This window comes from Rhodanobacter sp. G1, from assembly GCF_055397855.1.
Genome location: NZ_AP039674.1, coordinates 974,971 through 1,001,942, shown reverse-complemented (window position 1 = coordinate 1,001,942; position 26,972 = coordinate 974,971). Strand labels below are relative to the sequence as shown.

Below are 26,972 nucleotides of genomic sequence, written 5' to 3'. Positions count from 1 at the left end.
GGTCAGCTCCTCGGCCGCACGAGGTCGCGCAACCGGAAGATGAAGTCCGCCGAGACGGCTCCACCAAGACCCGGCGTGCGGTCGAGAATCGTCTCGACGATTGCGCGCGCATCATCGGTGCGGCCTTCATCCAGCAGCAATACGCTTTGCGCATAGCGCGCCGATCGCCCCTGCGGATCCAGCCGCATGGCACGCTTGATCGACTCCTCCGCTTCCTTGCGATCGCCGCGCAGCGCGTGCACCAGCGCAAAACCGCCATGCGTCTCGCCAAAGGTGCGGTCGAGTGCGAAGGCCTTGTCGAAACTTTGCCTGGCACCGGCGAGGTCACCCTCCAGCAACTGGCACCAGGCCAGGGCATGCCATGTGCCGATGTGATCCGGCATCTCGTGCGTCGCGCGTTCCAGCAGCGCGCGAGCTGCCGGCACGTTTCCCCGCAGCATCTGCCCCTCGCCAAGTCCCAGCCATGCCCGGCCCGACTCGGGGTGCAGCGCGGCCACGCGCTCGAGTACCGCCGTCGATTCGTCCAACTGCCGCGACCACAGCGCCAGCGTGCCGCGCACGATGCCGGCCTCATGCTGATCCGGGTCGGCGTTCAGCGCCCTGTCCGCACAGGCGCCGGCCTGCGCCAGATCGCCAGCATCGAGCCACAGCAGGGCCCGCAGGCCTTCGACTTCGGCTGCCCGCGGATACTGGCCCGCATCGATACGCGCAAGCGCTTCGAGCGCGGCGTCGATCTTCTGTTGACGGTGGAGAATCCGGGCTTCCAAAAGGGCAAGCGCCACGGCGTCGCCGGCTTGCCCATGCACTGAAGCCAGAGTCTGCAAGGCCTGGTCGTACTGACCAACCACGAACTGGGCGTATGCCAAGTCATGACCGATGCCGGCCGGGACTTCCCCCGGATGATCCATCAAGGGTCGCAGCACGCCGATCGCCGTATTGGCGTCGCCTCGCATCAACGCGCAGCGCGCTTCGCGGAAGCGGACTCCGGGCAGGTTGAGCATCGATTCGGGCGTCACAGCGAGCCTTGCCGAAGCTTCATCGGCAAGACCGTGGGCCAGCAGTTCATCGAGCAGGTCGCACAGCAGGATCGGATTCAGCGGATCATGGTCGGCCCACGCCGCCAACTGGGACGCCCGATTCAAGGCGCCCCCCTAAACTTTTGCTGTGAAACCGGGATACAGCTATCAACCCAAAAGAAGCTGGCGGTAATGCCAGCAGACCCGCGGCACTGCATAACCCCCTACTCCCTGCGTTCGAGTCAAGCTCAAACGCCCCCTACTCATCCTTTTCGCCACGCCATCCTGGCGGCACGTGACGGCCATGCATCCCAGCAAGCATCCCTTGCGGGCAGCTTGAATCATGCTTTTTTATCTACGCATGACGCAAAGGGCAATGTCAACGATCCCGGATGCCCGATACGCAATAGCAATTTGTTGCGGAATGGATTTCGCATTAAGTTACGAAACTGGTAATCGGAAAGCACCCGCCCCCTTTGTGATTCAATGACCATGAGGCTAGATGCGCTATTGCGGCGTCATCTGCTTTCATTTGCCATCGCCCTCACCTCCACTCCCGCAAAGCCATGTCCACAAACCGCATCACGCCTGCATCGACACTGCTAGAAACGCTCCGAGCCATCGCGCCTGCACGTTCCAATGGCACACGGCGTGGAAGCGGCGCGAAGCCCGGCACCCACGTCGCCCCACGGCACGATGTAACCGCCCTGCGCCAGCGCCTGCGGGATACCGTCGCGAATGTGGACATGGATGATGCGAACTCCGCCACCGATGCCAGAAGCGCTGCAGTGCGTGAGATCCTCCTCTGGGAATTCGGCGGCGAATTTCGCAACGACTCGCAGTTTTCTTCCATGGCCGACGCCATCGACAAGGCGTTCGATACCAACCCGGTGCTCCAGAAGCAGTTCGCCGAATTGGTCGAGGGCCTGCGTAGGGCTTAGTGCGGTTCTGGATACGCTTCATCATCGGGAAAATCAGCAGGCGTGCCACCCCTCCGATGATGCGCAGAGAGGCGTGACAGCAATTTCGCAAAATCTTGCGAGTATCCTGCAATATCGAAGAGTCCGGACAGTCGCTTTTGGCGAACCAGTTTCGCGCGCATCGCTTCGCGAAATGCCCGGTCACGTCCATATCTGACAGCGGTCGCCACGAACTCTTCGTCGCTGCCGACATTCATCTCGTCCATGCCCAGATGGTGGTTGAGGCTACCCGCCACGCGGGTGGCAAAGGTTTCGCCCGGCCGGGTCAGAACCGGACAACCCGCCCACAGCGCATCCGATGCGGTGGTATGTGCGTTGTAGTACTCGGTATCGAGGAACAGGTCTGCATGCCGGTAGCGCGCCAAGTAAGGCAAGTGCGGCAGTTTGTCCATGAACACGAGACGCTCCGGTTGCACACCTGCGGCATGGGCCACGCGGCGCAACCGTTCCGCGGCCGCCCCCGGTGCCTTCAGGAGCCAAAGCACGCTGCCCGGCACGGCTGTCAGTATCCTCAGCATGCGCATCACGCTGCGCGGATTCAGCTTGTAGGACGCGTTGAAGCATGCGTACACGACTCCTTTCGCAGGCAAACCGCAATCCTCGCGCGGCGGCGGCGTACCCACGACACGGGTCGGATCGGTGCTTTGGTAGCAACGCGGCAAGTACACCACGCGCTCGGAGAAATGCTGCTGCAGGGATTTGGGCAGCACGAAGCGATCGGCAATCACGTAGTCCATGAAACGGGCCCCGGTGGTGCCGGGATAGCCCAGCCAGTTCACCTGGATCGGGCTCGGCTGGAAAGAAAACACCGCTGGTCTGCACGATCCGCAGTAGCCGTCTAGATCGACCAGTATCTCGATGCCCAACTCCCGCACCCGTTGTGCCAGTGCCATGGGCGCAAGATGGGCCACTTGATGAAACCCGCGGGCCGCAGCCGTGAGCCGGCGCCGCAACGCGTTTCCCTCGTCGTCGCTGGTCGCGAACAGATGCACCTCGATCGCCGAGGAGCGCAATTGCTCGAACAATGCCGACGTCAGTACGGCGGTCGGGTGAGGGCCGAAACCGTTGGAGACAAAGCCCACGCGCAGAGGATCATCCGGCGAAGCCACATTGGAATTCGCGGGCATCGGTTCGCGCATGGCAACAGCAGCATCATGCAGCTTCATGGCCTGGCGGCTTGCGCACGCGAATTCCTGCGATGCACTCGCACCTTCGGACAGGAAATCGATAGGCGAGACATTGCCGCAACCCGTCGCCACATGCGCCTTGAGTCTCGCGCTCAGATCATCCAACTCGTCCCAATCGCAAATCCGCCGCTTGAGAATCACGAGCGAACACAAGCTACGACTGTCGTCCGGATCCAGAGCCAGGGCATGCCCATAGGCCGCGCAAGCCGCCTCGGGATCATTGGCCCCCTCGCACGCCAGCCCCAACTGGCCGTGCAATGCCAGGTGCCGGGGGGCGACGGATATCGCATGCCGATAGGCCGCTACTGCCTCCTTGTATTTTCCCTGAGCCATCAGCGACTCCGCCAGCAGGTGCCAACCGGGCAAAAGCTCGGGATGGTCGAGCAGCATGGATCGTGCAGCCTGCTCCGCCTCGCCAGGGCGCCCAAGGCGAATGTCGCAGCGCCCCAGGTTGGCCCGCGCGCCGATGGCCGTGCCGTCTTCCGCGGCACGCGCATAGCACACCTTGGCAAGTTCATGGGCTTTCGCGCGGAACAATCGGCTACCGAGCTCGTTGAGCCCGACGGCCTCGGCGCTGATATCGGGCACCGTGGCGTCAAGCCGTGCCGCAAACAGGTCGACCGGCATCGTTACCGCTCCGGTTTCGTCAATCGCAATCCGATACAGCGCATCCCAATCCATGTCAGCCACCCCGCCCCATGCGAACCATTCCCTGTACTGTCGTCCCAACATCCTTTCGCAGGCTTCCGGGGACCATTCTGCCGGACACCGCGACTTCCCACGAAAACCGGCAATCCAGGCCCGGCACTGCACGGCCAAGGCCATACGCCAATGATCGGACTTCGCTACGCCACGCCTATCCTCGCCTGCAACCGATCACACGTCACGGAAGCCGCGTATGCACACCATCATTCTCCAGTCGTATCGCAACAACGGCATTCCCGCGTGGCTCCAGCGATGCATGCAGACGGTCAGGCACTGGGCCAAGGCCAATGGATACCACTACACCTTCGTCGATGATGCCCTGTTCGATCACGTCCCTTCGCGCTTCCGCGCACCCGCGCCTCTATCGTTGCTCCCACTGACCGACCTGGCGCGCCTTGGCCTGCTGCGCGAGAAACTTGCCTCCGGATACGCCCGCGCCGTATGGGTCGATGCCGACGTGGTGATCTTTCGGCCTCACGACTTCCACATCCCTACGCCGAGCGGAGCCATGCTTTGCCATGAAATCTGGACTCAGCGCGATGGGCAGGGGGAGATTCACCATACAAGAAACATCAATAACGCCGTCATGGTGTTCGATCGAGGGCACCCGTTGCTGGATTTTCTGCATCACGCCGCCATCGAACTGTTCTCGCACCTGGGGCCGGAGCGGATTCACGCCACCACGATCGGTACCGACTTCCTCACAAGGCTCGGGCGCATCTATCCGATACGTTTGCTGACCCAGGTGGCCTGCCTTAGCCCGCTGCTGGTTCACGCGGTTTCCACTGGCGAGCCCTCGGCCCTGCTGCAGGAACATGCCGCGCGCTTCGGCCATCCATTTCACGCGGCAAACCTTTGCCGCGCCAAGCACGAGGAGGGAACACAACAGTCCGCCGCTTCGCGGAAGGACAGCCTCGATCCCGGCCAGCTCCTCGACGTGGTCGAAAGGATCATTGCGTCAGGGGGCACGGGACTGAGTCCCACGTAGGCGACTTCCAACGCCATGCCCGGCGCTCGGGGCACCACGCCAAACCCACATCATGCTGTGCCGCGGGCATGGCCATCGGGGCGGGCCTCCGCTGGCGTCTCGAGGCCGCCTGGAAAATATAGCGACATGTCGCGCGTTCCGTCCGCGTCGCGTACCTTGAATCGCATGTCCTTAGCTCCCGCAGCCAGATGCAGTATTCCCAAGGGGGCTCCAGGGAGCACCGGCTCGCAGAACCGCTTGCGCACGGTGTCGTAACGGGGCACAGCCAGGTGGCATAGCCAGTTGCATGTCGCAGGCAAGGGAGCAACCGGCAGTCTCCGCGTCCACAGCAGGTGGTTGAGCGCCGTCTGGTCGCAACAGAGCACGCCCTCGGTGGCCCGTAGCCCGTTATCGAACGTCTCCCGCCAATGGTTCCAATGCGGCGCATCGTCCTTCAGCGCAAAGACGCCGGCGTTGAAATAAGTCGCCCAGTGCAGGCTCTCGGCAGCTTTCCGGCCGAAACAGGCATGCAAGCGCCGCAACCGCCATTCAAACTGCAGGGCCTGATGCCGGTAGGCATGGTGGACTTCCGGCGTAATGGCCAGGTTACCCTGCCATGCGGCCGCAAGGTACCAATCCAGCACATGGTGCTTCTGCACCCAGCAATCGGCGTCAATCCAGAGGTAAACGGAATAGCCAGGAAAATAGTCGCGAAGAAAGGGACGCACCGTGAGCGCCCGCAAGTGCGGCTGCTGCATGCGTAACGTTCCGTCCACCTCGAGATCCCAGCCCGGCTCCACCACGTGGGCCACGTGCTGGCTCAGCCATTGCCGCGTTTCCACGGCCAGCCCCAAGTCGAAACAGGCCAAGGACATGGAAGATCTTGCTTGCCACGGCAACAAGGATCGCACCAGTCCGCGCAAGAGCGGTGCATAGGCCTCATCGGCCGCCGTGACACACAGAGTGCGCATGCTGATCTCCACAGAAGTTGTCGCTTCGCCGTCTTTCGGTTCGTGGGCACACCACTTCGTTTCTTGGTGTCAGGCTACCGCAGGCCATGTTCCGCACGCAGAACCCACGCATACTCCTAGGGCCCCCCCGATTTCACGGACACTTACGAGAAGGCCGATCGAGGCCCTGAGGAGTGTTCATGTCGAAGCGAAGGAAGTTTAGTGCAGAGTTCAAGCGCGGCGCGGTTGAGCAGGCCCGCCAACCGGGTGTCAGTTGTGCCCAGGTGGCCCGCGAGCTGGGGATCGGGGAGAACCTGCTGACCCGTTGGAAGCGTGAAGCCCAGAGCCAGGGCAAGGTGGCCTTCGGCGGAACCGGGACGCCCCGGGACGAGGAGCTGGCGCACCTGAAACGCGAGCTGGCGCGCGTGAAGAAGGAGCGGGATTTTTTGCGCGAAGCGGCGACGTTCTTTGCCAAGGGATCATCCTGAGGTATCGGGTGATCGAACGTTGCCGCGACGAGTTTCCGGTTCGGTTGATGTGCCGCTGTCTGCGTGTGTCGACCAGCGGCTACTACGATTGGAGCAAGCACTCGCCCAGTGCCCGCCAAGCCGACAACGATCGCCTGCTCGGCCGTATCCGTGAACTGCACGAGGACAGCCGTGGCGTGCTGGGAGCGGGACGGATGCATGAGGATCTGGCCGCGGAAGGCGAGTCGGCCAGCCTGAACCGGGTCGCGCGCCTGATGGCGGCCGATGGCCTGCAGGGTTGGCCACGCAAGAAGCGGCGCGGCCAGCGGGGTCAACCGGGGCTGGCCCCACCGGGCGTGCGCAACAGGCTGGAACGGGACTTCACCGCACTGGAGCCGGAGACCAAGTGGGTCACCGACATCACCGAGATCAAGACCGACGAAGGCAAGCTGTATCTGTGCATCGTGCTGGATCTGTTCGACCACCGGGTCGTGGGTGGGTCGATGCATCATCGGCAAGACCGGCAGATGGTGATCCGGGCCGTGCAGATGGCGGTATGGCAGCGCCAGGGAGGCGAGCCGGTGATCCTGCATTCGGATCGCGGCAGCCAGTTCCGCAGCGGCGACTACCAGGACTATCTGGTGGCCAATGCGTTGGTGTGCTCGATGAGCGCGGTCGGCCATTGCGGGGACAATGCGGCTTGCGAGGGCTTCTTCGGCCAGCTCAAGCGTGAGCGCATCTACCGCATGAGGTACCCGACGCTCGATGCAGCAAGAGCCGATGTGTTCGAATACATTGAGCGGTTCCACAATTCGAGGATGCGGCGCAGGCAGGCAAGGCAGGATCTGAAGTTTTCCACCCTTTCACAACCGTCCGTGATTTCGGGGTAGAACCCCTTCAAGTAATCTGGATTGTGTGGCTTGTATTGAGTTTTCCAGAAATAGTCTTCGGACTTGGTATACGAGAACAGCACATCATGCTTTTGTGGAAATTTTTGCGATGTGGATCGTTTGAAACCAAAATAGCTCCAGACGATCTCATTTCTGAAATTGGCTTTGCCGAAAACCTCATTGAGCGCCATTTTCACATAGTGACTGACATGCCAATCCAGATGCACATATATCGATCCGGTATCAGCCAACAGCTCCCGCATTAGGATCAACCGTGGAGTGATCATCGCCAGATACGACGCCGTCCCATCCGACCACGTATCGGAATACGCGAACTGCTCGATCACCGTGGGCCGCTGCTCCAGCTCCACGCCGGGCAGCATGACCTTGGTGCGATAGTCGGCCTTGGAATCGAACGGCGAATCGATGTAGATCAGGTCGACCTTGCCGCGCAGGCTGGGCGTGTGCTCGTCGCCGGCCAAGAGCGCCGCCATCGCCAGCAGGTTGTCGCCGTAGATCAGCCAGTTCGTCCAACCGCCCTCGCCTTCCGTGCCCAGATGCGCCTGTCGGCTTGCGGCGGCGATCCAGTCGCTGTCGCGCGTGTCTTTCGACGGCAACACCCATTCGCGCGTCTGCAGGCCCACGCGATGCCGCCCTTCCAGGCTCTCCAGGATCTTCTCCGCCTGCTGGCGACCGCGGGCAACGATCTCGGGCAACTGTTCGAGCAGGGACTTTGGCATGGTGGCAACCGGCAGGAATCTCGCCGCCAATGAAAGCAAAACTTTATGTTTATATAAAGCATGAATTTCCTTTCCAGGTAGAGGCGCAGCCTATGGTCATCGCCCATGAAGACCGAACAGTCCGCCTTCGCCAAGCATCTGCTCGCCGCACTCGAAGCGGCGGGCATCGAGGCAAGCCCTGCCGTGCTGGAGAAACTGGTGCCCCAGTACGGCGGCGAAACCGTGACCGCGCAGGCGGTTTCGGGCTGGCTCACCGGCAAGCACCTGCCCAAGCAGGCGAACATGCAGGCTCTGGCCCACATCGTGGGATTGCCGCCGCACGAGCTGCAGTTCGGCGCGCAAACGCGCAGGGGCGTGCGCGAGGCGAATGTCACATGGCCGGATCATGTCCGCGGCCACGACCGTCTCGCCTTCGAGGCGTTCCTGGATCTGCCGGAAGCACGACGCAAACTCGTGCGCGAATTGATCGCCATGCTCGCCGTCGCGGCCCACAAGCGTTCGACCTGAGCGCTCCCCCACACCTGAACCGCCATGGGCGGCAACTCGCACGGCGGCCGTCGCATCGCTAAGCTGCAGGGTGTTTTCAATCCTCCGCTCGCCATGCCCGCTCCCGCACCCGACCGCGCCACCGCTCGCCTCTCGTGGGCTCGCCGCACGCTCGGCGATTCCACGCTCACGCTGGAACCCGCCTCCTCCGACGCCAGCTTCCGCAGTTACTGGCGCACCGCGCGCGCCGGGCAAAGCTGGATCGTGATGGACTCGCCGCCGGAGCGCGAAGATCCGCGCCCGTGGCTGGCGGTGGGCGCGCGGCTGGCCGCCGCCGGGCTGCACGTGCCGAAGGTGGCGGCGCAGGATCTGGAGCAGGGTTTCCTGCTGATCGAGGATCTGGGTTCGCGGCTTTATCTCGCGGAGTTGAACGACGCGAACGCGGACAGGCTCTACGGCGACGCGATGGATGCGCTGCTCGCGATGCAGACGCGCGTGGCCTGCGACGACCTGCCGCCGTTCGACCACACCGTGCTGGTGAACGGGCTGGAAGTGATGCCCGCATGGTTTCTCGAACGCCACCTGGGCCACACGCCGACTTGCGAAGAGTGGGACGTGCTTGAGGCGGCGTTCGACGTGATCATGCGCGAGGCGCTGTCCCAGCCGCACGTGTTCGTGCATCGCGACTACCACAGCCGCAATCTGCTGGTGGCGGAGGACAACAACCCCGGCATCGTCGCTCGCGGACTCTCGAGTCCGGGAATACTGGATTTCCAGGGCGCACTGCACGGCCCGCTCACCTACGACCTCGCCTCGCTGCTGCGCGACGCCTACATCGCGTGGCCGCGCGAGCGCGTGGAGGGCTGGGTGGAGTCGTACCGGCAGCGCCTGCTCGGCGCCGGCGTGATCGACGACAACGTCGATGCGGCGCGCTTCCTGCGCTGGTTCGACCTCACCGGCCTGCACCGCCACGTGCGCGTGCTGGGGCAGTTCTACCGGCTGTGGTACCGCGATGGCAAACCGGGTTACCTCAAGGACGTGCCGCAGGTGTACCGCTACGTGATCGAGGTGGCGCGGAGCTATCCCGAGCTGGCCGATTTCGCGGCCTTGCTGGAACGGCATGCCGCGGGCCGCGACCTCCCGCAGGTGGCGTGCGCATGACGGGAACCCCTCGATCTTCCACGCCCGTCATCTCGGCCTTCGCTGGGATGACGACACCCTGCCGCCGCGAAAAGGGTGCGGCATGAGGCACGCGCTGATCTTCGCGGCGGGGCTAGGCGAACGCATGCGCCCGCTCACCGAACGCACGCCCAAGCCGCTGCTGCGCGCGGGCGGCAAACCGCTGATCGTGTGGCATCTGGAGAAGCTCGCCGCGATCGGCGTGAACTACGTGGCGATCAACACCTCGCATCTCGCGGAGCAGTTCCCCGAAGCGCTGGGCGACGGCTCGCGCTGGGGCCTGCGCATCCGCTACGTGTACGAAGGCGCCACGCCGCTGGAAACCGGCGGCGGCCTGCTCAACGCACTGCCGATGCTGGGCGCGGAGCCGGTGCTGGCGATCAGCGGCGACGTGTGGTGCGACGCCGACTTCGCCGCCCTGCCCGCCCAGCCCGATGGCCTCGCGCACCTGCTGATGGTGGACAACCCTGCACACCATTCCAGTGGCGATTTCCGGTTGGACGCGCAAGGCCGGCTGCACGCCGATGGCGAACCGCGGCTCACCTACAGCGGCATCGGCGTATTCCGCCGCGAACTGCTGGACGGCTGGCGCGAAGCGGTGGGCGATGCCACCGGCGCGGACGCCAAACCGCCGCGTTTCAAGCTGCGCCCCTTGCTGGAAGCGGCGATGGCCCACGGTGCATTGGCCGGCTCGCTGCATCGCGGGCGCTGGACGGACGTGGGCACGCCGGAGCGCCTGGCGCAACTGGACGCCACGCTCACGAACTGAATCGCGAAAACGCGAACGGCCCGGAAGAATCCGGGCCGTCGTCTGCATCGCGGAAGAGTCCGCTCTACCCTCCGCGCCACTCCCCCTCAAGCGGGGGAGAGCAATCAGGATCGCCAGCCACGCGGGCGATGCAGGCTCATGGCCGGCGGGCAAGCTCCGGATTCTCGCGGGTCACCGGCATCAGATCCTTCTTCGACACGCCCAGCCACAGCAGGATGGGGCTGGCCACGAAGATGGACGACAGCGTGCCCACCAGGATGCCGATCAGCATGGTGATCGCGAAGTTGTGCACCGCCGGGCCGCCGAAGAAGAACAGCGCGGCCATGGTGATGCCGGTGAACAGCGAGGTGATGATGGTTCGCGACAGCGTGCTGTTGATCGAGCGGTTGAGGATCTCCTCCGGCTCGGCCTTGCGCGCAAGGCGGAACAGCTCGCGGATACGGTCGAACACCACCACCTTGTCGTTGATCGAGTAGCCGATCACCGCCAGCACCGAGGCCAGCACGGTCATGTCGAACTCGCGTCCCGTCAGGGCAAGGATGCCCAGCGTCACCAGCGTGTCGTGGATTTCGGTGAGCACCGCGGCGATGGCGAAGCGGCGCTCGAAGCGGATCCACAGGTAGGCCATGATGCCGAGCATCACGAACACAGCGGCGACCATGCCGTCGCTCTTCAGCTCCGCGCCCACCTCGGCGCTGACCGAGGAGCGGCTCCGCAGCGAGGCGTCGCTGCGCGCGACCTTCAGCGCCTGCATCACCGTGCCGGAGACGCGATCCAGATCAACCTGGCCCTTGGCGTCCAGCATCGCCTTGGTGGGCTGCATGCGGATCGACACCTCGTGGCTGCCGCCCACGCTCTGCACCACAGTGTTCTCGATGCCGCCCTTGTCCAGCGCGTCGCGCACGTCGCCGGTCTGCACCGGCTGGACGTAGTCCACCACCAGCGACACGCCGCCGGTGAAGTCCAGGCCGTAGTTCAGGCCCTTGGTGGCGAGCAGCGCGATGGAGGCGAGCATCAGCACGACGGCCACCGCCACGCTGAAGACGCGGATGCGCAGGAAGTGGATATTGCTGTTGTGGTTGAAGATTTCCATGGATTGGCTTCTCTATACGGAAATCCCTTTCCGGGGTAAAAGCGGCCATCCATGGCCGCACTCTTCAATTTAGACCGACAAAGTCTTGAGCTTGCGGCGGCCGTGAATCAGCGCGGTGAACGCGTGCGTCATCACCACCGAAGTGAACATCGAGGTCAGGATGCCGATGCCCAGCGTGACGCCGAAGCCGCGGATCGCGCCGGTGCCCATCGTCATCAGCGCCAGCGCCGCGATCAGGTGGGTGACGTTGGCGTCGAGAATCGTGGCCCAGGCCTTGTCGTAGCCGGCGTGGATCGCCGCGTGCGGCGTGGAGCCGTTGCGCAGTTCCTCGCGCACGCGTTCGCAGATCAGCACGTTGGCGTCGATCGCCATGCCCAGGGTCAGCACGATACCGGCGATGCCCGGCATGGTGAGCGTGACGCCGATCATCGACATCACCGCGACCAGGATCAGCAGATTGAAGAACAGCGCGATGTCGGCGACCAGGCCGAACAGCTTGTAGTAGACCGCCGCCGCCAGCAGCACCAGGCCGAGGCCCAGCATCACCGCTTCGAAGCCCTTCTTGATGTTCTCCTGGCCGAGGCTGGGGCCGATCACGTACTGCTCGACGATGTCCATCGGCGCGGCCAGCGCGCCACTCTTCAGCAGCAGCGCCAGGTCGGAGGCCTCCTTGGAGCTGCCCAGGCCGTTGGTGGAGAACACCTTGCCGAACGGGCTCTCGATGCGCGCGTCGTTGATCACCTCGGTGGTGGTCTTGGGCGTGCGCACTTCCTTGCCGTTCACGGTGCTGGTTTCGTACACGGTGTTGATGAGCAGCACCGCCATCGGCTTGCCCACGTTGTTGTTGGTGAAGTCCTGCATCTTCGACGCGCCGCTGGCGTTCAGCGTCACGTTCACCGAAGGCGTGCCGTTGTTCGGGTCGACGCCGGAACTGGCGTCCACCAGCTGATCGCCGGTGACGATGGCGCGCTTGCCCACCAGCACCGGCTGATGACCCAGGTTGGCGCTGGTGTAGAAGAGGTTGTCTTCCGGCGGGATGTTGCCGGTTCGCGCGGCGTCCTGCGCGCGCGGGTCACCGGGATAGCCGTCGCTGGAACGGTATTCCAGCGTGGCGGTGGCGCCGATCAGCCGCTTCGCCCCGGTGGGATCCTGCACGCCGGCCAGTTCGACCACGATGTGGTCTTCGCCCTGCTGCTGAATCAGCGGCTCGGACACGCCCAGCGCGTTGATGCGGTTGCGCAGCGTGGCGAGGTTCTGCTTGATCGTGCCCAGCGCGATGTTGCGCAGCTTGTTCGGCTTGATCGCGGCGTACAGCACGTAGCGGTCGCCGGTGCTGGGGCCGTCGGTCACCGCGAGGTCGGGCGAGTTGCCGGCGATCAGGTCGGCCGCGCTGGAGCGGTCGGCCGCCGAGCGCAGCACCACCACGATGCCCTGCCCGTCCACCGTGCTGCGCACCACCGATTCGTAGTGGATGTTCTTGTCGCGCAGCTGGCCGCGGATGTCGTCGGCATAGCTGTTCTCCAGCTTGTCGAGCACGCCGCTCTGATCCACCTGCATCAGGAAATGCACGCCGCCCTGCAGATCCAGGCCCAGCGGCATGGGCCTGGCGCCGATCATGGAGAGCCAATGCGGCACCGTGGGCTCCAGCTTGAAGGCCACGGTATAGCCGTCGCCGAGCAGGGCGCCGATCGCGTCGGCACCGTTCTTCTGCGCGTCGGCGTTGGTGAAGGTGGCGAGCAGGTGATCGCCCTGCACCACGACCTCGCCCGCAACGATGTGGCTCTTGGCCAGCGCGTCGGCCACCTTCTGGCGCAGCGCGCCGTCGACCGGCGCACCGCCCTGGTTGGCGGCGGTAACCTGCACTGCTGGCAGCGGCGGGAAAGCGTTGGGCAGCGCGTAGAGGATGCCGAACAGCATCGCCAGCACCACCAGCACGTACTTCCAGCGTGGAAAATCGCTCATCGGTATTCCTTTGCAGCCATCCGTGTTGCAGACGTCAGCCAGCCGCCCTTCCGTGGCCGTGGTTCATTTTTGCGATCGTCCATGACCGCGAGGGTCTAGAAGCGGCCATCCGTGGTCGCACTGTTCGTAAAAGCCTATGTCCCGGCCTTGCGGCTCAGACGGACTTGAGCGAGCCCTTGGGCAGCACCTGCGACACCGCGCCCTTCTGCAGCTTCACCTTCACGTTCGGAGCGATCTCGACCGTGATGAAGGTTTCGCCCACGTCGTCCACGCGGCCGGCGAGGCCGCCGTTGCTCACCACCTCGTCGCCCTTGGCGAGCGCGGAAACCATGGTGCGATGCTCCTTCTGCCGCTTCATCTGCGGGCGGATCATCATGAAGTACATCAGGCCGAACAGCACCACCATCATGATGATCATGGAAAGGCCGCCGCCCTGGGCGCCCGGGGCGGCCTGGGCCAGCGTGAAAGACATCGGAAGACTCATCGGTTCGTCTCGCAAGTTATGGCGCCAGCAGGGATTTCCGCTGAACATCCGATAAAAGACCACGGATTATGCCATGCGTTCCCATCCACCGCACGGTGCGCCGGACACCCCCGCCCGGCCGTCGGATGCAGTCGGGGCGCCCGACACGCTTTGCAAGGCCGCGGGCGCGCGGACGGCCACGGAAAACTCAAGCCTCGACCGCGGCACCCCGCCTGCGTGCATGGAAGGCGGCCACGAAATCCTGCAGGCGCCCCGCCGCGATCGCCTCGCGCAGGCCCGCCATCAGGCGCTGGTAGTGGCGGAGGTTGTGCATGGTGGCGAGCTGGCTGCCGAGGATTTCGTTGCAGCGATCCAGGTGGCGCAGGTAGGCGCGGCTGAAGCCGTTGGCGCAGGCGTGGCAGTCGCAGCCCTCCTCGATCACCCGCGTGTCGTCGGCGTACTTGGCGTTGCGGATGCGCAGCGTGCCCTCGGCGGTGAACAGGAAACCGTTGCGCGCATTGCGGGTGGGCATCACGCAGTCGAACATGTCGATGCCGCGGCACACCGCCGCCACGATGTCCTCCGGCCGGCCCACGCCCATCAGGTAACGCGGCCTGTCCTGCGGCAGCAGGTTCACGGTGAAGTCCAGCGTGTGGTTGCGTTCCTCTTCCGGCTCGCCCACGGCGAGGCCGCCCACCGCGTAGCCGTCGAAGCCGATCTCCACCAGCCGCTCGGCCGAGCGCCGGCGCAGCGGCTCGTACACGCTGCCCTGCACGATGCCGAACAGGTTGTTGGGATTCCGCAGGTCGTCGAAGGCGCGGCGCGAGCGCTCGGCCCAACGCAGGCTGAGTTCCATCGAGTCGGAGGCAACCTTCTCCGTCGCCGGATACGGCGTGCACTCGTCGAAGATCATCGCGATGTCCGAATCCAGCGTGCGCTGGATCTGCATCGACACCTCGGGCGACAGGAACACCTTGGAGCCGTCCACCGGCGAGGCGAAGGTCACGCCCTCCTCGGTGAGCTTGCGCCGGTGCGCCAGCGAGAACACCTGGAAGCCGCCCGAATCGGTGAGGATGGGCTTGTCCCAGCCGATGAAGCGATGCAAGCCGCCGAACTTCTCCACGATCTCCAGGCCGGGCCGCAGGTAGAGGTGGAAGGTGTTGCCGAGGATGATCTCCGCGCCCGTCTCTCGCACGTCGCGCGGGGTCATCGCCTTCACCGAGCCATAGGTGCCCACCGGCATGAAGGCCGGCGTCTCCACCGTGCCGCGCGGGAAGGAAAGGCGGCCGCGACGGGCGGCGCCGTCGGTGGCGAGCAGATCGAATTTCAGGGAAGTCATCGCGGCATTATCGCAGGTCGACGGCCCCGCTCCCGCCCGCGGAAGACCGTCAGTCCTCCGGCGTATGCCGATACCGGGCCACTTCCTGCGGGCTCACCGCGCTAGCGCGATTGCCCCACGCCTGGCGGATGTAGCTGGCCACGGAAGCCACTTCGTCGTCGTCGAGCGGCTGCGCATAGGGCGGCATGGAATACGGCCGCGGGTTGGCGGCGGTGCTGGGCGCGAAGCCGCCGAGCAGCACCACGCGGATGGCGTTGATGCCGGTGGGCTCGACCACGGAGGCATTGCCGGCCAGCGGCGGATAGACGCCCGGAACGCCGCGGCCGTCGGCGCCGTGGCAGTCGGCACAGCGCTGCCCGTAGATTTTCTCGCCCTGTTTCACCAGGCGTCCGGCGTCGAACAGCGCAGGCGAGGCCGGCGGCGGCGGTGACGACGACAGCGTGGACAGGTAGCCGGCGATGGCGTGCAGGTCGTCCTCGCCCAGGTATTGCGTGCTCTGCCGCACCACGTCGGCCATCGGGCCGAAGGCGGTGCCACGGGCGGACTGACCGGTCTTGAGCAGGTTGACGATGTCCTGGGCGCTCCAGCCGGAAGTGCGCGCGGCGAGCGCGGGCGCGTACCAGTGCTGCGCGGGAATCTCGCCGCCGGCGAGGAAGCGATCCGGCTCGACCGCGCCCAGCGCGTTGCGCGACGTGTGGCATTCGTTGCAATGCGCCAAGCCTTGCACGAGGTAGGCGCCGCGATTCCATTCGGCCGTCTGTTTCGCATCAGGCCGGTAGATGCCTTCGCGGAAATACAGCGCGCGCCACGCCACCAGCAGACGGCGCACGCTGTACGGGAACGCCAGTTCGTCCGGCGTGTCCGCGCGATGCGCCGGCGGCAGCGATTGCAGGTACGCAAAGATCGCCAGCGCATCGTCGCGCGTGAGCCGGGTGTACGAGGTGTAGGGGAACGCCGGATACAGCGGCTCTCGTTGCCGGCCAATGCCGGAGTGCAGCGCCTGCCAGAAGTCCTCGAAGCTCCAGTCGCCGATGCCGGTGGCGGGATCAGGCGTGAGGTTGGTGGTGGCGATGCTTCCGAACGGCGTGGGCAGCAGGCGGCCGCCGGCATAGCGCGCACCACCCTGCGCGGTGTGGCAGGCGGCGCAATCGCCGGCCGCGGCGAGCGCCGCGCCACGTGCGATCAGCGCAGGGTCGCGCAAGCTGGCCTCGCTCACCGCGCTGGCGCTGCGCGGAACCGAAGCGTTGCCGAGCGGACGCAACAGCCATCCCGCCAGCAGCGCCAGCGCCAGCAAAACCGCGGCGAACAGGGCACGCAGCAACCGCCTCACGTGCCCGCTCCGTTGCCGGCCAGCACGCCGCAACGCAGCGGCGGCTGCACGCTGCCAGCGGGCTGCGCGTGCATGTCGGCAGGCAGTTCGCGGCTGGCCAGCCACGCCGCCACGGCGGTGATGTCGGACTCGCTCAGCCGGCCCGCCACTTCGGCCATGCAGTCCGGTGCCACGGTGGCGCGCGTGTGCGTGCGCCACGCGCCGAGCTGGGCACTGATGTAGTCGTACGGCATGCCCACCAGGCCGGGGATGTCCGGCTGCACGCCGGTGAGCTGGCTGCCGTGGCAGCGCGAACAGGCGGGAACGCCGCGCGCGGCATCGCCCTGCGTGACGAGCTGCTCGCCGCGCTGCAGCGCCTGCGCGGGCAGGATGGGCAGCGGCGAGCGCGCATACGGCACCTGCTGCGCCGCGAAGTATCCGGCGATCTCGCGCAGGTAGTCCGCGTTCAATCCGCGCACGGTGTATTCCATCGGCGCGTACTGGCGCAGGCCGTTCTGGAAATCCGCGAGCTGCCGCGCGAGGTAGCCCGCCGGCTTGCCGGCAAGACGCGGGAAGAAACCGCTGCCGGGCGAGCCCTCGCCATGCGCGCCATGGCAGGCGACGCAGGCGGCGATGCGCTGCTGCAAGGTATCGGGCACCGGCGGCGCGGTGGCGCTCGACGAAACGGCCGGCGTACCCGCAAATGCCGGCGGCAGCGACAGCAAGGCGAGCGCCGTCAGGCAGCGCGCGAGGCGCGCGGCAACGGCATGCGCCAGGCAAGACATGGGGGATTTCATGCTGCGGAGTATATGCAGATCGGGCAGCGTGGCCGGGGTATGCTCCGCACATCGCGACAGCATGTCGCAACCGCCGGGGAATGCCATGACGCGCAGACTGTTCGCCCGCTCGCTGCTGGCCGCCGCCCTGCTCGCCAGCCTGCCGCTGGCCGCGCAGCAGCGCGACGACTACGCCTCCGTCGCCCAGCTGCAGCAGCGCATGGACGACGGCAGCCTGAGCAGCAGGGCGCTGGTGCAGGACTTCCTCGCGCGCATCCGGCGCATCGACCGCAACGGCCCCGCGCTGCACTCGGTGCTGCAGGCCAATCCCGACGCGCTGAAGATCGCCGCCACGCTCGATGCGAAGCGCACGAAAAGGCACGGCCCGCTGTACGGCATCCCCGTGCTGCTGAAGGACAACATCGACACCGGTGACCGCGAGCAGACCACCGCCGGCTCGCTGGCGCTGGCCGGCGCGCCGGCGCCGCACGATGCCACCGTGGCGGCGAAGCTGCGCGCGGCCGGCGCGGTGATCCTCGGCAAGGCCAACCTCAGCGAGTGGGCCAACTACCGCTCCACCCACGCCAGCAGCGGCTGGACTGCCGTGGGCGGCCAGACGAAGAATCCCTACGCGCTGGATCGCAATCCCTGCGGTTCCAGCACGGGTTCCGCCGCGGCAGTGGCCGCCGGGCTGGCGACGGCGGCGATCGGCACAGAAACCGACGGCTCCATCATCTGCCCCGCCTCGATGACCGGCCTGGTCGGCATCAAGCCCACGCTGGGCCTGGTGAGCCGCGCCGGCATCGTGCCGATCAGCCACAACCAGGACACCGCCGGCCCGATGGCGCGCAGTGTGGCCGACGCGGCCGCCCTGCTCTCGGCGATCGCCGGCAGCGACCCGCGTGACCCGGCCACCGCCGATGCCGACCAGCACGCCACCGACTACACCAGGTTCCTCGACCCGAACGGCCTGCGCGGCAAGCGCATCGGCGTGGTGCGCGCGCTGGGCGGCGTCGAGCCGAACGCCGACCGTGTGCTCGATGAAGCCATCGCCGCGATAAAGGCGCAGGGCGCGATCATCGTCGACCCGGTGCAGTTGCCGCACATCAACGAACTCGGCGACGCCGAGAACACCGTGCTGCAGTACGACTTCAAGCACGACATCAACGCCTATCTCGCCACGCGCACCGGTCTGAAAGTGCACACGCTGGCCGACCTGATCGCCTTCGACGACGCGCATGCTGCCGAAGAGATGCCGTGGTTCGGGCAGGAGATCTTCGAGCAGGCCGAGGCGCGCGGCCCGCTCACCGATCCGGCCTACCTCGACGCACTGACGAAAGCGAAGCGGCTGTCGGGCCCGGAGGGCATCGATGCCGCCTTGCAGTCGCAACATCTCGACGCGCTGCTCGCGCCATCGTGGGGGCCTGCCTTCATGACCGACCTCGTGCTGGGCGACCACGTGGTCAGCGGCGATCCCACCATCGGCGGCCCCTCGCAGCCTGCCGCCGTGGCCGGCTACCCCTCGATCACCCTGCCCGCCGGCTGGGCGCACGGCCTGCCGGTGGGCATCGTGCTGTTCGGCGCGAAGTGGAGCGAGCCCACGCTCATCGCCATCGCCTACGGCTTCGAGCAGCACACGCATGCGTGGCAGGCGCCAAGGTTCCTGGATACGGTGGACGGCAAGCCGGTAGCCGCATCGTCGAAGCGATAAGCCAAGGAAGCCGCATGGAACGCCAACCCCACATCCACTGCCCGCTCTGCGCCTGGGAGCCGCGCCCCGACAGCCGCTGGTACTGCTCGCCCGGCGAACCCGGCTCCGGCTGCGGCACGCGATGGAATACGTTCTGGACGGCCGGCTGCTGCCCCGGTTGCGGCCACCACTGGGCGATGACACAGTGCCTGTCCTGCAAACGGGCGTCGCCGCACGAGGCGTGGTACCACTTCCCGCCGCCCGGAGACGGCGAGGCGCGCGAGGCGAAAGAAACACTGGAAACGACGGGCTGAACCCGTCGCCTCCGGCACGCTCAGTCCGCTTGCCCGCCCGCCGACTTGCGCACGATCAGCATCGCCAATTCCAGCGACTGCTCGTAGTTGAGGCGCGGATCGACCATCGACTTGTAGGCGCGTTCGAGGTCGGACTCGGACAGGCCGCGCGCGCCGCCGGTGCATTCGGTGACGTCCTCGCCGGTCAGCTCCAGGTGCACGCCGCCCAGCCGCGTGCCGGCAGCGGCGTGGATGTCGAAGGCCTGGTCGAGTTCGCCGCGGATGTTGTCGAAGCGCCGCGTCTTGTAGCCGTTGGCGGTGCTCTCGGTGTTGCCGTGCATGGGATCGGCCACCCACAGCACGCGCCGGCCTTCGCGCTTCACCGCCTGCAGCAGCGGCGGCAGCGCCTCGGCGATCTTCGCGTTGCCCATGCGATGGATCAGGGTGAGCCGGCCCGGCTCGTCCTGCGGGTTCAACGCGTCGATCAGCGGCAGCAACTGATCCGGCGTCACCGAAGGGCCCACCTTCACCGCAACCGGGTTGCGGATGCCGCGGAAATATTCCACGTGCGCGCCGCCCAGCGCCGCGGTGCGCATGCCGATCCACGGAAAGTGGGTGGACAGGTTGAACCAGCCCGGGTGGCGCGGCACCTGCCGCGTGAGCGCCTGCTCGTAGTGCAGCAGCAGCGCCTCGTGCGAGGTGAAGAAATCCACCTTGGTGAAGCCGGCGATCGGCCCGGCCAGGGTTTCCATGAAGCGCAGCGAGTCGCCGATGCCCGCCACCATGCGGCGGTATTCGGCGGCCAGCGGCGAGTGTTCGACCCAGGCCAGATCCCAGTATTCCGGATGGTGCAGGTCGGCGAAGCCGCCGTCGATCAGCGCGCGCACGAAGTTCATCGTCAGCGCGGAATGCGCATGGGCGCGGATCAGCCGCTGCGGATCGGCGCGACGCGTTTCGGCGGTGAACTCGGGGCCGTTGACCACGTCGCCGCGGAAGCTGGGCAGGGTCACGCCATCGCGCGTCTCGGTGTCGGCCGAACGCGGCTTGGCGTACTGGCCCGCGAAGCGGCCCACGCGCAGCACCGGCTGCTTCAGCCCGTGCACCAGCACCAGGCTCATCTGCAGCAGCACTTTGAGCCGGTTCGAGATGATCGGGCTGCTGCAGTCGGCGAAACTCTCCGCGCAATCGCCGCCCTGCAACAGGAAGCGTTTGCCTTCCTGCGCTTCGGCCAGTGCCTGCTTCAGCGCCAGCACCTCCCAGGAAGTCACCAGCGGCGGCTGCTGCGCGAGCTGCGAAGTGGCTTGCGCCAGTTCGACGGCATCCTCGTACTGCGGCTGCTGCAGCGCCGTGCGCTGCTGCCACGACGAAGGTGTCCAGTCCTGGCCAGGGTTCATCGCCGCGCCGCCGTCGGGCGGCGCACGCCGGCCAGCACCGCCCACGCGCCCAGCAGCACGAACCAGATCAGCGACCACCACGGCATCGACAGGCCGAGGATGGGCTGCACCTTGGCGCATTCGCCGGAGCCGCTCAGCACCTTGAGCAGCACACGCACCAGCCCGCCGTTGCTGGCACGCGTTTCCAGCAGGTAACCCAGCGGCGCGCCGCAGCTCGGCACCTGATCCAGCGGCAGCGACTGGATCCACAGATGGCGCGCGGCGATACCAATGCCGACCAGCGCAACCAGCACCAGCAGCGCCACGTAGAACCATCGGCCGCCGCCGCGAGGCGCATGCAGGCCGCCGGCCAGGAACACCACGCCCAGCGCAATGAACGCCACGCGTTGCAGGATGCACAGCGGGCACGGATCCATCTGCAGCACGTACTGCGCGTACAGCGCGAAACCGATCAGGCCGGCACAGACGAGGAAGCCCGCCAGCAGGCTGATGCGAAACGACCAACGCAAGGGATTCATGGGCGGAGAAAAATGAGGCGAAGACGCGACATTACCCGCTTGCCGCCGGGCTGTCAGCATCCGCCTGCGGGGCGCTTCTCCGCGCAAAAGAAAACCCCGGCAGGTCGCCCGGCCGGGGTTTTCTTTTGGACGTCTGGATGTCCGTATGCGGCGATGCTTACTCGGCGTCGACAGCCTCGGCCTGCGGACGGCCGACCAGCTCGACGTAGGCCATCGGAGCATTGTCGCCGTCGCGGAAGCCGCACTTCAGGATGCGCAGGTAGCCGCCGGGACGCTCGCGGTAGCGCGGACCCAGTTCGACGAACAGCTTGCCCACCGCTTCCTTGTCGCGCAGGCGCGCGAAAGCGAGGCGGCGATTGGCGACGCCGTCGGTCTTGGCGAGCGTGATCAGCGGCTCGGCGACGCGGCGCAGTTCCTTGGCCTTCGGCAGGGTGGTCTTGATCAGCTCGTGCTTGAACAGCGACGAAGCCATGTTCTTGAACATCGCTTCGCGGTGGGCGCTGGTGCGGTTGAGCTTGCGACCGGATTTCATGTGGCGCATGGCGAATACTCTCTATGTGGTCTGTTGTTATGAAGCGCTGGCACCTGTGTCCAGCACCCCGCGGTTACCCGCTTTTATGGCCTCATCAACGCGAGGCTCCTTTAAATCCCCATCGGAGCGAAAGCTCTTGTGAGGAGTGCGGCCATGGATGGCCGCTTTTAGCGCTCAAGCGGAGCGCAAGATGCGCCCCGCTTGAGGATTTGCTACACGGCGATCAAGGACGATCGCACAAATAACTCATCAACCCAACTGCATGCCGTGCGAGAGGCCGGCCGGCGGCCAGTTCTCCAGCTTCATGCCCAAGGCCAAACCGCGCGAGCCAAGGACGTCCTTGATCTCGGTGAGCGACTTCTTGCCCAGGTTCGGGGTCTTCAGCAGCTCGACCTCGGTCTTCTGCACCAGGTCGCCGATGTAGTAGATGCTCTCGGCCTTCAGGCAGTTCGCCGAACGCACGGTGAGCTCCAGATCGTCGATCGGGCGCAGCAGCAGCGGGTCGAAGCCGCTCTTCTCGGCCTTGTCGGTGGCGCTCTCGCGACGCGAGAAGTCACCGAACACCGACAGCTGGTCGTTGATGATCTCGGCCGCCTTGCGCACCGCGTCCTCGGCACCGATGGTACCGTTGGTCTCGATGTCCAGCACCAGCTTGTCGAGGTTGGTGCGCTGCTCGACACGAGCGGCGTCCACTTCGTAGGCCACGCGCAGCACCGGCGCGAACGAGGCGTCGAGCTGCAGGCGACCGATCGGGCGCGCCTCGTCGTCCGGATGGACGCGCGAGCTGGCCGGCTGGTAACCCACGCCGCGACGCACCTTCAGGCGCATGTTGAGCGCGATGTCCTTGGTCAGGTGGCAGATCACGTGCTCGGGATTGATGATTTCCACCGAGTGGTCGACGACGATGTCGCCGGCCGTGACCACGCCCTTGCCCTTCTTGGACAGGGTCAGGGTGACTTCGTCGCCGGTGTGCTGGCGAATCGCCACGTCCTTGAGGTTCAGCAGGACTTCGATCACGTCCTCCTGCAGCCCCTCAAGCGTGGTGTATTCGTGCAGCACGCCGTCGATCTCGACCTCGACGATGGCGCTGCCGGGGATCGAGGAAAGCAGGACGCGGCGGAGCGCGTTGCCCAGGGTGTGGCCGAAACCGCGCTCGAGCGGTTCGACCACCACCTTGGCGCGATTGGCGCCAAGCTGTTCGACGCTGAGGCCACGCGGCCGCAGCACGCTAGTAGACGAAACTGCCATGCAGGGCTCCGGTGATTACTTCGAGTAAAGTTCGACGATCAGGGCTTCGTTGATGTCGGACGGCAGGTCGCCGCGATCCGGCACCGCCTTGAACGTGCCTTCGAACTTCTTGCTGTCGACTTCGACCCAACCCGGACGCAGATCCATGGTGTCGAACACGGTCGCCGCTTCCTGCACGCGCAGCTGGCTGCGGGCACGCTCGGTCAGCGCGATCGCGTCGCCGGGCTTGACCTGGTAGGACGGGATGTTGACCTTCTTGCCGTTGACCAGCACCGCCTTGTGCGAAACCATCTGGCGGGCCTGGGCGCGGGTGACCGCGAAGCCCATGCGGTAGACGACGTTGTCCAGGCGGCTCTCGAGCAGGCGCAGCAGGTTCTCGCCGGTGTTGCCCTTGAGGGTCGAAGCCTTGGTGTAGTAGTTGCCGAACTGGCGCTCGAGCACACCGTAGATGCGCTTGACCTTCTGCTTCTCGCGCAGCTGGACGGCGTAGTCGGACATGCGCATGCGCTTGTTGGCGCCGTGCTGGCCGGGCTTGTTCTCCAGCTTGCACTTGGAGTCGATCGCGCGGGCCGGGCTCTTGAGGCTCAGGTCGGCGCCTTCGCGGCGGGCGAGCTTGCAGGTAGCTCCACGATAACGTGCCATGGTTGTGCTCCTTAGACTCGACGCTTCTTGGGGGGACGGCAGCCGTTGTGCGGAATCGGCGTGACGTCGATGATGTTGAGCACCTTGTAACCCAAGGCATTCAGCGAACGCACGGCCGACTCACGACCCGGGCCCGGGCCCTTGATGCGCACTTCCACGGTCTTCACGCCGTAGTCGCCTGCGGCACGGCCAGCCTTCTCGGCGGCGACCTGGGCAGCGAACGGGGTCGACTTGCGCGAACCGCGGAAACCCGCGCCGCCGGCAGTCGCCCACGACAGGGCGTTGCCCTGGCGATCGGTGATGGTGACGATGGTGTTGTTGAAGGAGGCCTGCACGTGGGCCACGGCATCCGTGACAACGCGCTTGATCTTCTTCTTGGTCTTGACAGGCTTGGCCATATTCTCGATCCGTTACTTCTTGATGGCGCGACGCGGACCCTTGCGGGTGCGTGCGTTGGTACGCGTGCGCTGGCCGCGCACCGGCAGGCCGCGACGATGGCGCAGGCCGCGATAGCAGCCCAGATCCATCAGGCGCTTGATGGCCATGCCCACTTCGCGGCGCAGATCGCCTTCCACGATGTACTTGGCGATTTCCGCGCGAAGCTTTTCCACTTCGCCCTCGCTGAGCGACTTGATCTGGGTGGTGGGAACCACGCCAGCGTCCGCGCAGACCTTCTTGGCCCGGCTGCGGCCGATACCGTAAATGCTCTGCAGGCCAACCCAGACATGCTTCTGGACCGGCAAATTGACACCTGCGATGCGCGCCATGATGTGCTTTCTCCGAGTGCTTTCGTGCGCGGTAAACGCGCAATTCTATCTTGAATCAACTTGTCAGGAAAGCCCTGCGGCGCTCAACACCGCCCGGCCCTCCGGGGTTTCGACCCATCTCCCGCGCCCAGCAGCCACTAGTTGCGGCGGAGATTGGCCTTCTTGAGCAAACTTTCGTACTGGTGGCTGACCAGATGCGCCTGCACCTGCGCCGTGAAATCCATCACCACGACCACCACGATCAGCAGCGAGGTGCCGCCGAAGTAGAACGGCACGTGCCAGAACTTCTGCATGAACGACGGCACCAGGCAGACCAGCACCAGGTACAGCGCGCCCACACCGGTCAAGCGGGTCATCACGCCGTCGATGTAGTTCGACGTGGCGCGGCCCGGACGGATGCCCGGAATCAGCGCGCCGGAGCGCTTGAGGTTGTCCGCCGTCTCGTCCGCGTTGAACACGATGGCGGTGTAGAAGAACGCGAAGCCGATCACCAGTACCGCGAACACGATGTCGTACAGCGGCTCGCCCGGGCTCAACGCCTGGGTCATATCCTGCAGCCAGCGCGCCTGGTGGCCGGTGCCGAACCAGCTCATCGCGGTGGCCGGGAACATCAGCAGGCTGGAGGCGAAGATCGGCGGGATCACGCCCGACATGTTGATCTTCAGCGGCAGGTTCGAGCTCTGGTTCTGGTAGGCCCGCTGGCCGCCGGAACGCCGCGCATAATTCACCGTGATCCGGCGCTGCGCGCGCTCCATGAACACGCAGAACGCGGTCACGCCCAGCACGACGGCGAACACGACCAGCAGCATCAGCACCGACAGCTCGCCGTTGCTGGACATGCCCAGGGTGTGCACCACCGCGCCCGGCAGGCCGGCCACGATGCCCGCGAAGATCAGCAGCGAGATGCCGTTGCCGATGCCGCGCTCGGTCATCTGCTCGCCCAGCCACATCAGGAACATGGTGCCGGCGGTCAGGCCCACCACCGAGGCGAACACGAAGCCGAAGCCCGGCATGTACACCACCGGCGCGCCGCCCGCGGCCACCTGCTTCTGCAGCGCCACCGCGATGCCGAAGGACTGGAACAGCGCCAGGCCCACGGTGCCGATGCGGGTATACATCGTCATCCGGCGCTTGCCGGACTCGCCTTCCTTGCGCAACGCCTGCAGGCTCGGGATCACCGACCCCATCATCTGCACCACGATGGATGCCGAGATGTAGGGGATCACGCCCAGCGCGAACACCGAGAAGCGCGACAGGGCGCCGCCCGAGAACATGTTGAACATGTCCATCAGGCCGTTGCCGTTGACCAGATTGCTCATCGCATCGGGGTTCACGCCCGGCACGGGAATGAACGAGCCGAGACGGAACACCATCAGCGCACCGATCACGAAGAAGATGCGCTGGCGCAGCTCGGTCAGTTTGCCGAGCTTGCCGAGTGCGTTGCCGTTGGCCTGGGCCACGCGATTACTCCACGCTGCCGCCGGCCGCCTCGATGGCAGCCTTGGCGCCGGCCGTAGCCAGCAGACCCGAGAGCTTCACCGCACGACCGATCTCGCCCTTCAGCACCACCTTGACCTTCTTGGCGCGGCTGTCGATCAGGCCGGCCTTGTGCAGCTCGACCACGTCGATCACGTCGGCCTTGAGGCTGGCGAGCTGGTACAGGAACACCTGCTGGCTCTCGGCCTTCAGCTTGGAGCGGAAGCCGACCTTGGGCAGGCGGCGCTGCAGCGGCATCTGGCCGCCTTCGAAGCCGTACTTGTGGGTGCCGCCGGCGCGGGCGTGCTGACCCTTGTGGCCGCGGCCGGCCGTCTTGCCGAGGCCGGAGCCGATGCCACGACCCACGCGCAGGCGCGTCTTGCGCGAACCGGCGGCGGGCTTGATGTCGTTGAGACGCATGATGATTACTCCTCGACCTGCACCAGGTAATAGACCGTGTTGATCAGGCCACGCACCTGCGGGCTGTCCTTCAGCTCGCTGACGTCGTTGGTCTTGTTCAGGCCCAGCGCCTTGACGCTGAGGCGATGCCGCGCCTGCACGCCGCGCAGGCCCTTCACCAGGCGCACGCGCACGGTGCCGGCGGTTTCGTTTTTCTTAGCCATTGCCCAGCACCTCTTCCACGGTCTTGCCACGCTTGGCGGCGATCTGCTTCGGCGAAGCGACCGCCTGCAGGCCCTTGATGGTGGCGCGCACCAGGTTGATCGGGTTGCGCGAACCGACGGCCTTGGCCAGCACGTTCTTCACGCCCACCACTTCCAGTACCGCGCGCATGGCGCCGCCGGCGATCACGCCGGTACCTTCGGAGGCCGGCTGCATGTAGACGCGGGCCGCGCCGTGGTTGGCCTTGATGGCGTACCACAGGGTGCCGTTGTTCAGGTCGATGTTCACCATGTTGCGGCGGGCGCGCTCCATCGCCTTGGAGATGGCGACCGGCACTTCACGCGCCTTGCCATAGCCGAAGCCAACCTTGCCCTCGCCGTCGCCGACCACGGTCAGCGCGGTGAAGCTCATCTGGCGGCCACCCTTGACGGTCTTGGCCACGCGGTTGACGGCGATCAGCTTTTCGAGCAGGCCGTCTGAATTTTCGCGATCGTTCGAAGACATTTCTCGATT

The 26,972-nt window shown here is 65.9% G+C and carries 28 protein-coding genes and 1 pseudogene; 8 read left to right on the top strand and 21 right to left on the bottom strand.

Translation table 11 applies throughout. From position 1 onward, the window contains the following. Window positions 1-2: 2 nt before the first annotated feature. Window positions 3-1,124, bottom strand: coding sequence for a tetratricopeptide repeat protein (locus ACZ5Z2_RS04490; protein ID WP_464760764.1), 1,122 nt, complete (start codon window positions 1,122-1,124; stop codon window positions 3-5). Between the two features lie 458 nt (window positions 1,125-1,582). Between ACZ5Z2_RS04490 and ACZ5Z2_RS04485 the strand changes: the two genes are divergently transcribed. Continuing rightward, window positions 1,583-1,957, top strand: coding sequence for a hypothetical protein (locus ACZ5Z2_RS04485; protein WP_464760763.1), 375 nt, complete (start codon window positions 1,583-1,585; stop codon window positions 1,955-1,957). Here the strand turns inward: ACZ5Z2_RS04485 and ACZ5Z2_RS04480 are convergent. After that, a complete protein-coding gene (locus ACZ5Z2_RS04480) occupies window positions 1,954-3,810 on the bottom strand; it encodes an O-linked N-acetylglucosamine transferase, SPINDLY family protein (protein ID WP_464760762.1) in 1,857 nt (618 codons plus the stop codon). The two genes, ACZ5Z2_RS04485 and ACZ5Z2_RS04480, sit on opposite strands and share 4 nt — an antisense overlap. 271 nt (window positions 3,811-4,081) lie before the next feature. On the opposite strand from ACZ5Z2_RS04480, the gene ACZ5Z2_RS04475 reads away from it, so the two are divergent. Continuing rightward, complete coding sequence (locus ACZ5Z2_RS04475) at window positions 4,082-4,876, top strand: hypothetical protein (protein WP_464760761.1); 795 nt, start codon at window positions 4,082-4,084, stop codon at window positions 4,874-4,876. Between the two features lie 50 nt (window positions 4,877-4,926). On the opposite strand, the gene ACZ5Z2_RS04470 is transcribed toward ACZ5Z2_RS04475, so the two are convergent. Beyond that, window positions 4,927-5,826: a glycosyltransferase family protein gene (locus ACZ5Z2_RS04470; RefSeq protein ID WP_464760760.1), complete on the bottom strand. Its 900-nt coding sequence runs from the start codon at window positions 5,824-5,826 to the stop codon at window positions 4,927-4,929. 179 nt (window positions 5,827-6,005) lie between these two features. Here ACZ5Z2_RS04470 and ACZ5Z2_RS04465 point away from each other — a divergent pair. After that, window positions 6,006-7,162, top strand: a protein-coding gene (locus ACZ5Z2_RS04465) for an IS3 family transposase (protein WP_464759034.1) whose coding sequence is annotated in 2 segments (ribosomal slippage) — window positions 6,006-6,246 and window positions 6,246-7,162 — 1,158 coding nt in all. Because the reading frame shifts where the segments join, the coding sequence is not laid out codon by codon here. 77 nt (window positions 7,163-7,239) lie between these two features. On the opposite strand, the pseudogene ACZ5Z2_RS04460 reads toward ACZ5Z2_RS04465, so the two are convergent. Next, window positions 7,240-7,545: pseudogene (locus ACZ5Z2_RS04460) on the bottom strand (DNA methyltransferase); the annotation flags it as partial. Window positions 7,546-8,007: 462 nt separating this feature from the next. Here ACZ5Z2_RS04460 and ACZ5Z2_RS04455 point away from each other — a divergent pair. The 3 genes from ACZ5Z2_RS04455 (at window position 8,008) to murU (ending at window position 10,336) form a co-directional block, all read left to right on the top strand. Continuing rightward, complete coding sequence (locus tag ACZ5Z2_RS04455) at window positions 8,008-8,409, top strand: hypothetical protein (protein ID WP_464760759.1); 402 nt, start codon at window positions 8,008-8,010, stop codon at window positions 8,407-8,409. A 93-nt stretch (window positions 8,410-8,502) separates the two neighbouring features. After that, window positions 8,503-9,549, top strand: coding sequence for an aminoglycoside phosphotransferase family protein (locus ACZ5Z2_RS04450; protein WP_464760758.1), 1,047 nt, complete (start codon window positions 8,503-8,505; stop codon window positions 9,547-9,549). Window positions 9,550-9,631: 82 nt separating this feature from the next. Then, complete coding sequence (gene murU, locus ACZ5Z2_RS04445; protein WP_464760757.1) at window positions 9,632-10,336, top strand: N-acetylmuramate alpha-1-phosphate uridylyltransferase MurU; 705 nt, start codon at window positions 9,632-9,634, stop codon at window positions 10,334-10,336. 136 nt (window positions 10,337-10,472) lie between these two features. Here murU and secF read toward each other — a convergent pair whose 3' ends face one another. From secF to ACZ5Z2_RS04415, 6 genes are all read right to left on the bottom strand, one after another. After that, complete coding sequence (gene secF / locus ACZ5Z2_RS04440; RefSeq protein WP_464760756.1) at window positions 10,473-11,429, bottom strand: protein translocase subunit SecF; 957 nt, start codon at window positions 11,427-11,429, stop codon at window positions 10,473-10,475. Window positions 11,430-11,498: 69 nt separating this feature from the next. Further along, window positions 11,499-13,391 carry a protein translocase subunit SecD gene (secD, locus tag ACZ5Z2_RS04435; RefSeq protein ID WP_464760755.1) on the bottom strand — a complete coding sequence of 631 codons (1,893 nt, stop codon included), beginning with the start codon at window positions 13,389-13,391 and terminating at the stop codon, window positions 11,499-11,501. A gap of 154 nt (window positions 13,392-13,545) precedes the next feature. Further along, window positions 13,546-13,875 (bottom strand): preprotein translocase subunit YajC, encoded by a 330-nt coding sequence (gene yajC, locus ACZ5Z2_RS04430; protein ID WP_464760754.1) that lies wholly within the window; start codon window positions 13,873-13,875, stop codon window positions 13,546-13,548. Window positions 13,876-14,062: 187 nt separating this feature from the next. After that, window positions 14,063-15,193, bottom strand: a complete 1,131-nt coding sequence (tgt, locus tag ACZ5Z2_RS04425) for a tRNA guanosine(34) transglycosylase Tgt (protein ID WP_464760753.1) — start codon at window positions 15,191-15,193, stop codon at window positions 14,063-14,065. A 49-nt stretch (window positions 15,194-15,242) separates the two neighbouring features. After that, window positions 15,243-16,523 carry a c-type cytochrome gene (locus tag ACZ5Z2_RS04420; protein WP_464760752.1) on the bottom strand — a complete coding sequence of 427 codons (1,281 nt, stop codon included), beginning with the start codon at window positions 16,521-16,523 and terminating at the stop codon, window positions 15,243-15,245. Then, window positions 16,520-17,287: a c-type cytochrome gene (locus tag ACZ5Z2_RS04415; RefSeq protein WP_464760751.1), complete on the bottom strand. Its 768-nt coding sequence runs from the start codon at window positions 17,285-17,287 to the stop codon at window positions 16,520-16,522. The genes ACZ5Z2_RS04420 and ACZ5Z2_RS04415 overlap by 4 nt, the downstream gene beginning before the upstream one ends. A 97-nt stretch (window positions 17,288-17,384) precedes the next feature. On the opposite strand from ACZ5Z2_RS04415, the gene ACZ5Z2_RS04410 reads away from it, so the two are divergent. Both ACZ5Z2_RS04410 and ACZ5Z2_RS04405 read left to right on the top strand, forming a co-directional pair. Beyond that, window positions 17,385-18,989, top strand: a complete 1,605-nt coding sequence (locus ACZ5Z2_RS04410; protein WP_464760750.1) for an amidase — start codon at window positions 17,385-17,387, stop codon at window positions 18,987-18,989. Window positions 18,990-19,003: 14 nt separating this feature from the next. Further along, window positions 19,004-19,282 carry a hypothetical protein gene (locus ACZ5Z2_RS04405; RefSeq protein WP_464760749.1) on the top strand — a complete coding sequence of 93 codons (279 nt, stop codon included), beginning with the start codon at window positions 19,004-19,006 and terminating at the stop codon, window positions 19,280-19,282. Window positions 19,283-19,302: 20 nt separating this feature from the next. On the opposite strand, the gene ACZ5Z2_RS04400 is transcribed toward ACZ5Z2_RS04405, so the two are convergent. The 11 genes from ACZ5Z2_RS04400 to rpsE form a co-directional block, all read right to left on the bottom strand. Beyond that, on the bottom strand, window positions 19,303-20,655 hold the full coding sequence (locus ACZ5Z2_RS04400) for a class II 3-deoxy-7-phosphoheptulonate synthase (RefSeq protein ID WP_464760748.1): 1,353 nt from the start codon (window positions 20,653-20,655) through the stop codon (window positions 19,303-19,305). Beyond that, complete coding sequence (locus ACZ5Z2_RS04395; RefSeq protein ID WP_464760747.1) at window positions 20,652-21,173, bottom strand: disulfide bond formation protein B; 522 nt, start codon at window positions 21,171-21,173, stop codon at window positions 20,652-20,654. Before ACZ5Z2_RS04395 ends, ACZ5Z2_RS04400 begins: the two co-directional genes overlap by 4 nt. 157 nt (window positions 21,174-21,330) lie before the next feature. After that, window positions 21,331-21,714 carry a 50S ribosomal protein L17 gene (gene rplQ, locus ACZ5Z2_RS04390; RefSeq protein WP_464760746.1) on the bottom strand — a complete coding sequence of 128 codons (384 nt, stop codon included), beginning with the start codon at window positions 21,712-21,714 and terminating at the stop codon, window positions 21,331-21,333. Between the two features lie 240 nt (window positions 21,715-21,954). Continuing rightward, entirely contained in the window at window positions 21,955-22,953 is a 999-nt protein-coding gene (locus ACZ5Z2_RS04385) for a DNA-directed RNA polymerase subunit alpha (RefSeq protein WP_181301024.1), read from the bottom strand. Window positions 22,954-22,968: 15 nt separating this feature from the next. Further along, complete coding sequence (gene rpsD, locus ACZ5Z2_RS04380; RefSeq protein WP_464760745.1) at window positions 22,969-23,595, bottom strand: 30S ribosomal protein S4; 627 nt, start codon at window positions 23,593-23,595, stop codon at window positions 22,969-22,971. A gap of 11 nt (window positions 23,596-23,606) precedes the next feature. Further along, entirely contained in the window at window positions 23,607-23,993 is a 387-nt protein-coding gene (gene rpsK, locus ACZ5Z2_RS04375; RefSeq protein WP_007513384.1) for a 30S ribosomal protein S11, read from the bottom strand. A gap of 12 nt (window positions 23,994-24,005) precedes the next feature. Then, a complete protein-coding gene (gene rpsM / locus ACZ5Z2_RS04370; protein WP_464760744.1) occupies window positions 24,006-24,362 on the bottom strand; it encodes a 30S ribosomal protein S13 in 357 nt (118 codons plus the stop codon). Window positions 24,363-24,499: 137 nt separating this feature from the next. Beyond that, entirely contained in the window at window positions 24,500-25,822 is a 1,323-nt protein-coding gene (gene secY / locus ACZ5Z2_RS04365) for a preprotein translocase subunit SecY (protein ID WP_464760743.1), read from the bottom strand. Between the two features lie 4 nt (window positions 25,823-25,826). Then, the gene (gene rplO, locus ACZ5Z2_RS04360; RefSeq protein WP_464761660.1) at window positions 25,827-26,264 is read right to left on the bottom strand and encodes a 50S ribosomal protein L15; all 438 of its coding nucleotides are present in this window, start codon (window positions 26,262-26,264) and stop codon (window positions 25,827-25,829) included. Continuing rightward, complete coding sequence (gene rpmD, locus ACZ5Z2_RS04355; protein ID WP_192157034.1) at window positions 26,264-26,461, bottom strand: 50S ribosomal protein L30; 198 nt, start codon at window positions 26,459-26,461, stop codon at window positions 26,264-26,266. Before rpmD ends, rplO begins: the two co-directional genes overlap by 1 nt. Next, on the bottom strand, window positions 26,454-26,963 hold the full coding sequence (gene rpsE, locus ACZ5Z2_RS04350; protein ID WP_181301007.1) for a 30S ribosomal protein S5: 510 nt from the start codon (window positions 26,961-26,963) through the stop codon (window positions 26,454-26,456). The genes rpmD and rpsE overlap by 8 nt, the downstream gene beginning before the upstream one ends. Window positions 26,964-26,972 lie beyond the last annotated feature (9 nt).

Bases quoted from the DNA above. Each gene is read 5' to 3' on its own strand.
- ACZ5Z2_RS04485 (WP_464760763.1), top strand. From the start codon at position 1,583: ATGTCCACAAACCGCATCACGCCTGCATCGACACTGCTAGAAACGCTC.
- ACZ5Z2_RS04480 (WP_464760762.1), bottom strand. From the start codon at position 3,810: ATGCCGGTCGACCTGTTTGCGGCACGGCTTGACGCCACGGTGCCCGAT.
- ACZ5Z2_RS04475 (WP_464760761.1), top strand. From the start codon at position 4,082: ATGCACACCATCATTCTCCAGTCGTATCGCAACAACGGCATTCCCGCG.
- ACZ5Z2_RS04470 (WP_464760760.1), bottom strand. From the start codon at position 5,826: ATGCGCACTCTGTGTGTCACGGCGGCCGATGAGGCCTATGCACCGCTC.
- ACZ5Z2_RS04455 (WP_464760759.1), top strand. From the start codon at position 8,008: ATGAAGACCGAACAGTCCGCCTTCGCCAAGCATCTGCTCGCCGCACTC.
- ACZ5Z2_RS04450 (WP_464760758.1), top strand. From the start codon at position 8,503: ATGCCCGCTCCCGCACCCGACCGCGCCACCGCTCGCCTCTCGTGGGCT.
- murU (WP_464760757.1), top strand. From the start codon at position 9,632: ATGAGGCACGCGCTGATCTTCGCGGCGGGGCTAGGCGAACGCATGCGC.
- secF (WP_464760756.1), bottom strand. From the start codon at position 11,429: ATGGAAATCTTCAACCACAACAGCAATATCCACTTCCTGCGCATCCGC.
- secD (WP_464760755.1), bottom strand. From the start codon at position 13,391: ATGAGCGATTTTCCACGCTGGAAGTACGTGCTGGTGGTGCTGGCGATG.
- yajC (WP_464760754.1), bottom strand. From the start codon at position 13,875: ATGAGTCTTCCGATGTCTTTCACGCTGGCCCAGGCCGCCCCGGGCGCC.
- tgt (WP_464760753.1), bottom strand. From the start codon at position 15,193: ATGACTTCCCTGAAATTCGATCTGCTCGCCACCGACGGCGCCGCCCGT.
- ACZ5Z2_RS04415 (WP_464760751.1), bottom strand. From the start codon at position 17,287: ATGTCTTGCCTGGCGCATGCCGTTGCCGCGCGCCTCGCGCGCTGCCTG.
- ACZ5Z2_RS04410 (WP_464760750.1), top strand. From the start codon at position 17,385: ATGACGCGCAGACTGTTCGCCCGCTCGCTGCTGGCCGCCGCCCTGCTC.
- ACZ5Z2_RS04405 (WP_464760749.1), top strand. From the start codon at position 19,004: ATGGAACGCCAACCCCACATCCACTGCCCGCTCTGCGCCTGGGAGCCG.
- ACZ5Z2_RS04400 (WP_464760748.1), bottom strand. From the start codon at position 20,655: ATGAACCCTGGCCAGGACTGGACACCTTCGTCGTGGCAGCAGCGCACG.
- ACZ5Z2_RS04395 (WP_464760747.1), bottom strand. From the start codon at position 21,173: ATGAATCCCTTGCGTTGGTCGTTTCGCATCAGCCTGCTGGCGGGCTTC.
- rplQ (WP_464760746.1), bottom strand. From the start codon at position 21,714: ATGCGCCACATGAAATCCGGTCGCAAGCTCAACCGCACCAGCGCCCAC.
- ACZ5Z2_RS04385 (WP_181301024.1), bottom strand. From the start codon at position 22,953: ATGGCAGTTTCGTCTACTAGCGTGCTGCGGCCGCGTGGCCTCAGCGTC.
- rpsD (WP_464760745.1), bottom strand. From the start codon at position 23,595: ATGGCACGTTATCGTGGAGCTACCTGCAAGCTCGCCCGCCGCGAAGGC.
- rpsK (WP_007513384.1), bottom strand. From the start codon at position 23,993: ATGGCCAAGCCTGTCAAGACCAAGAAGAAGATCAAGCGCGTTGTCACG.
- rpsM (WP_464760744.1), bottom strand. From the start codon at position 24,362: ATGGCGCGCATCGCAGGTGTCAATTTGCCGGTCCAGAAGCATGTCTGG.
- rpmD (WP_192157034.1), bottom strand. From the start codon at position 26,461: ATGGCTAAGAAAAACGAAACCGCCGGCACCGTGCGCGTGCGCCTGGTG.
- rpsE (WP_181301007.1), bottom strand. From the start codon at position 26,963: ATGTCTTCGAACGATCGCGAAAATTCAGACGGCCTGCTCGAAAAGCTG.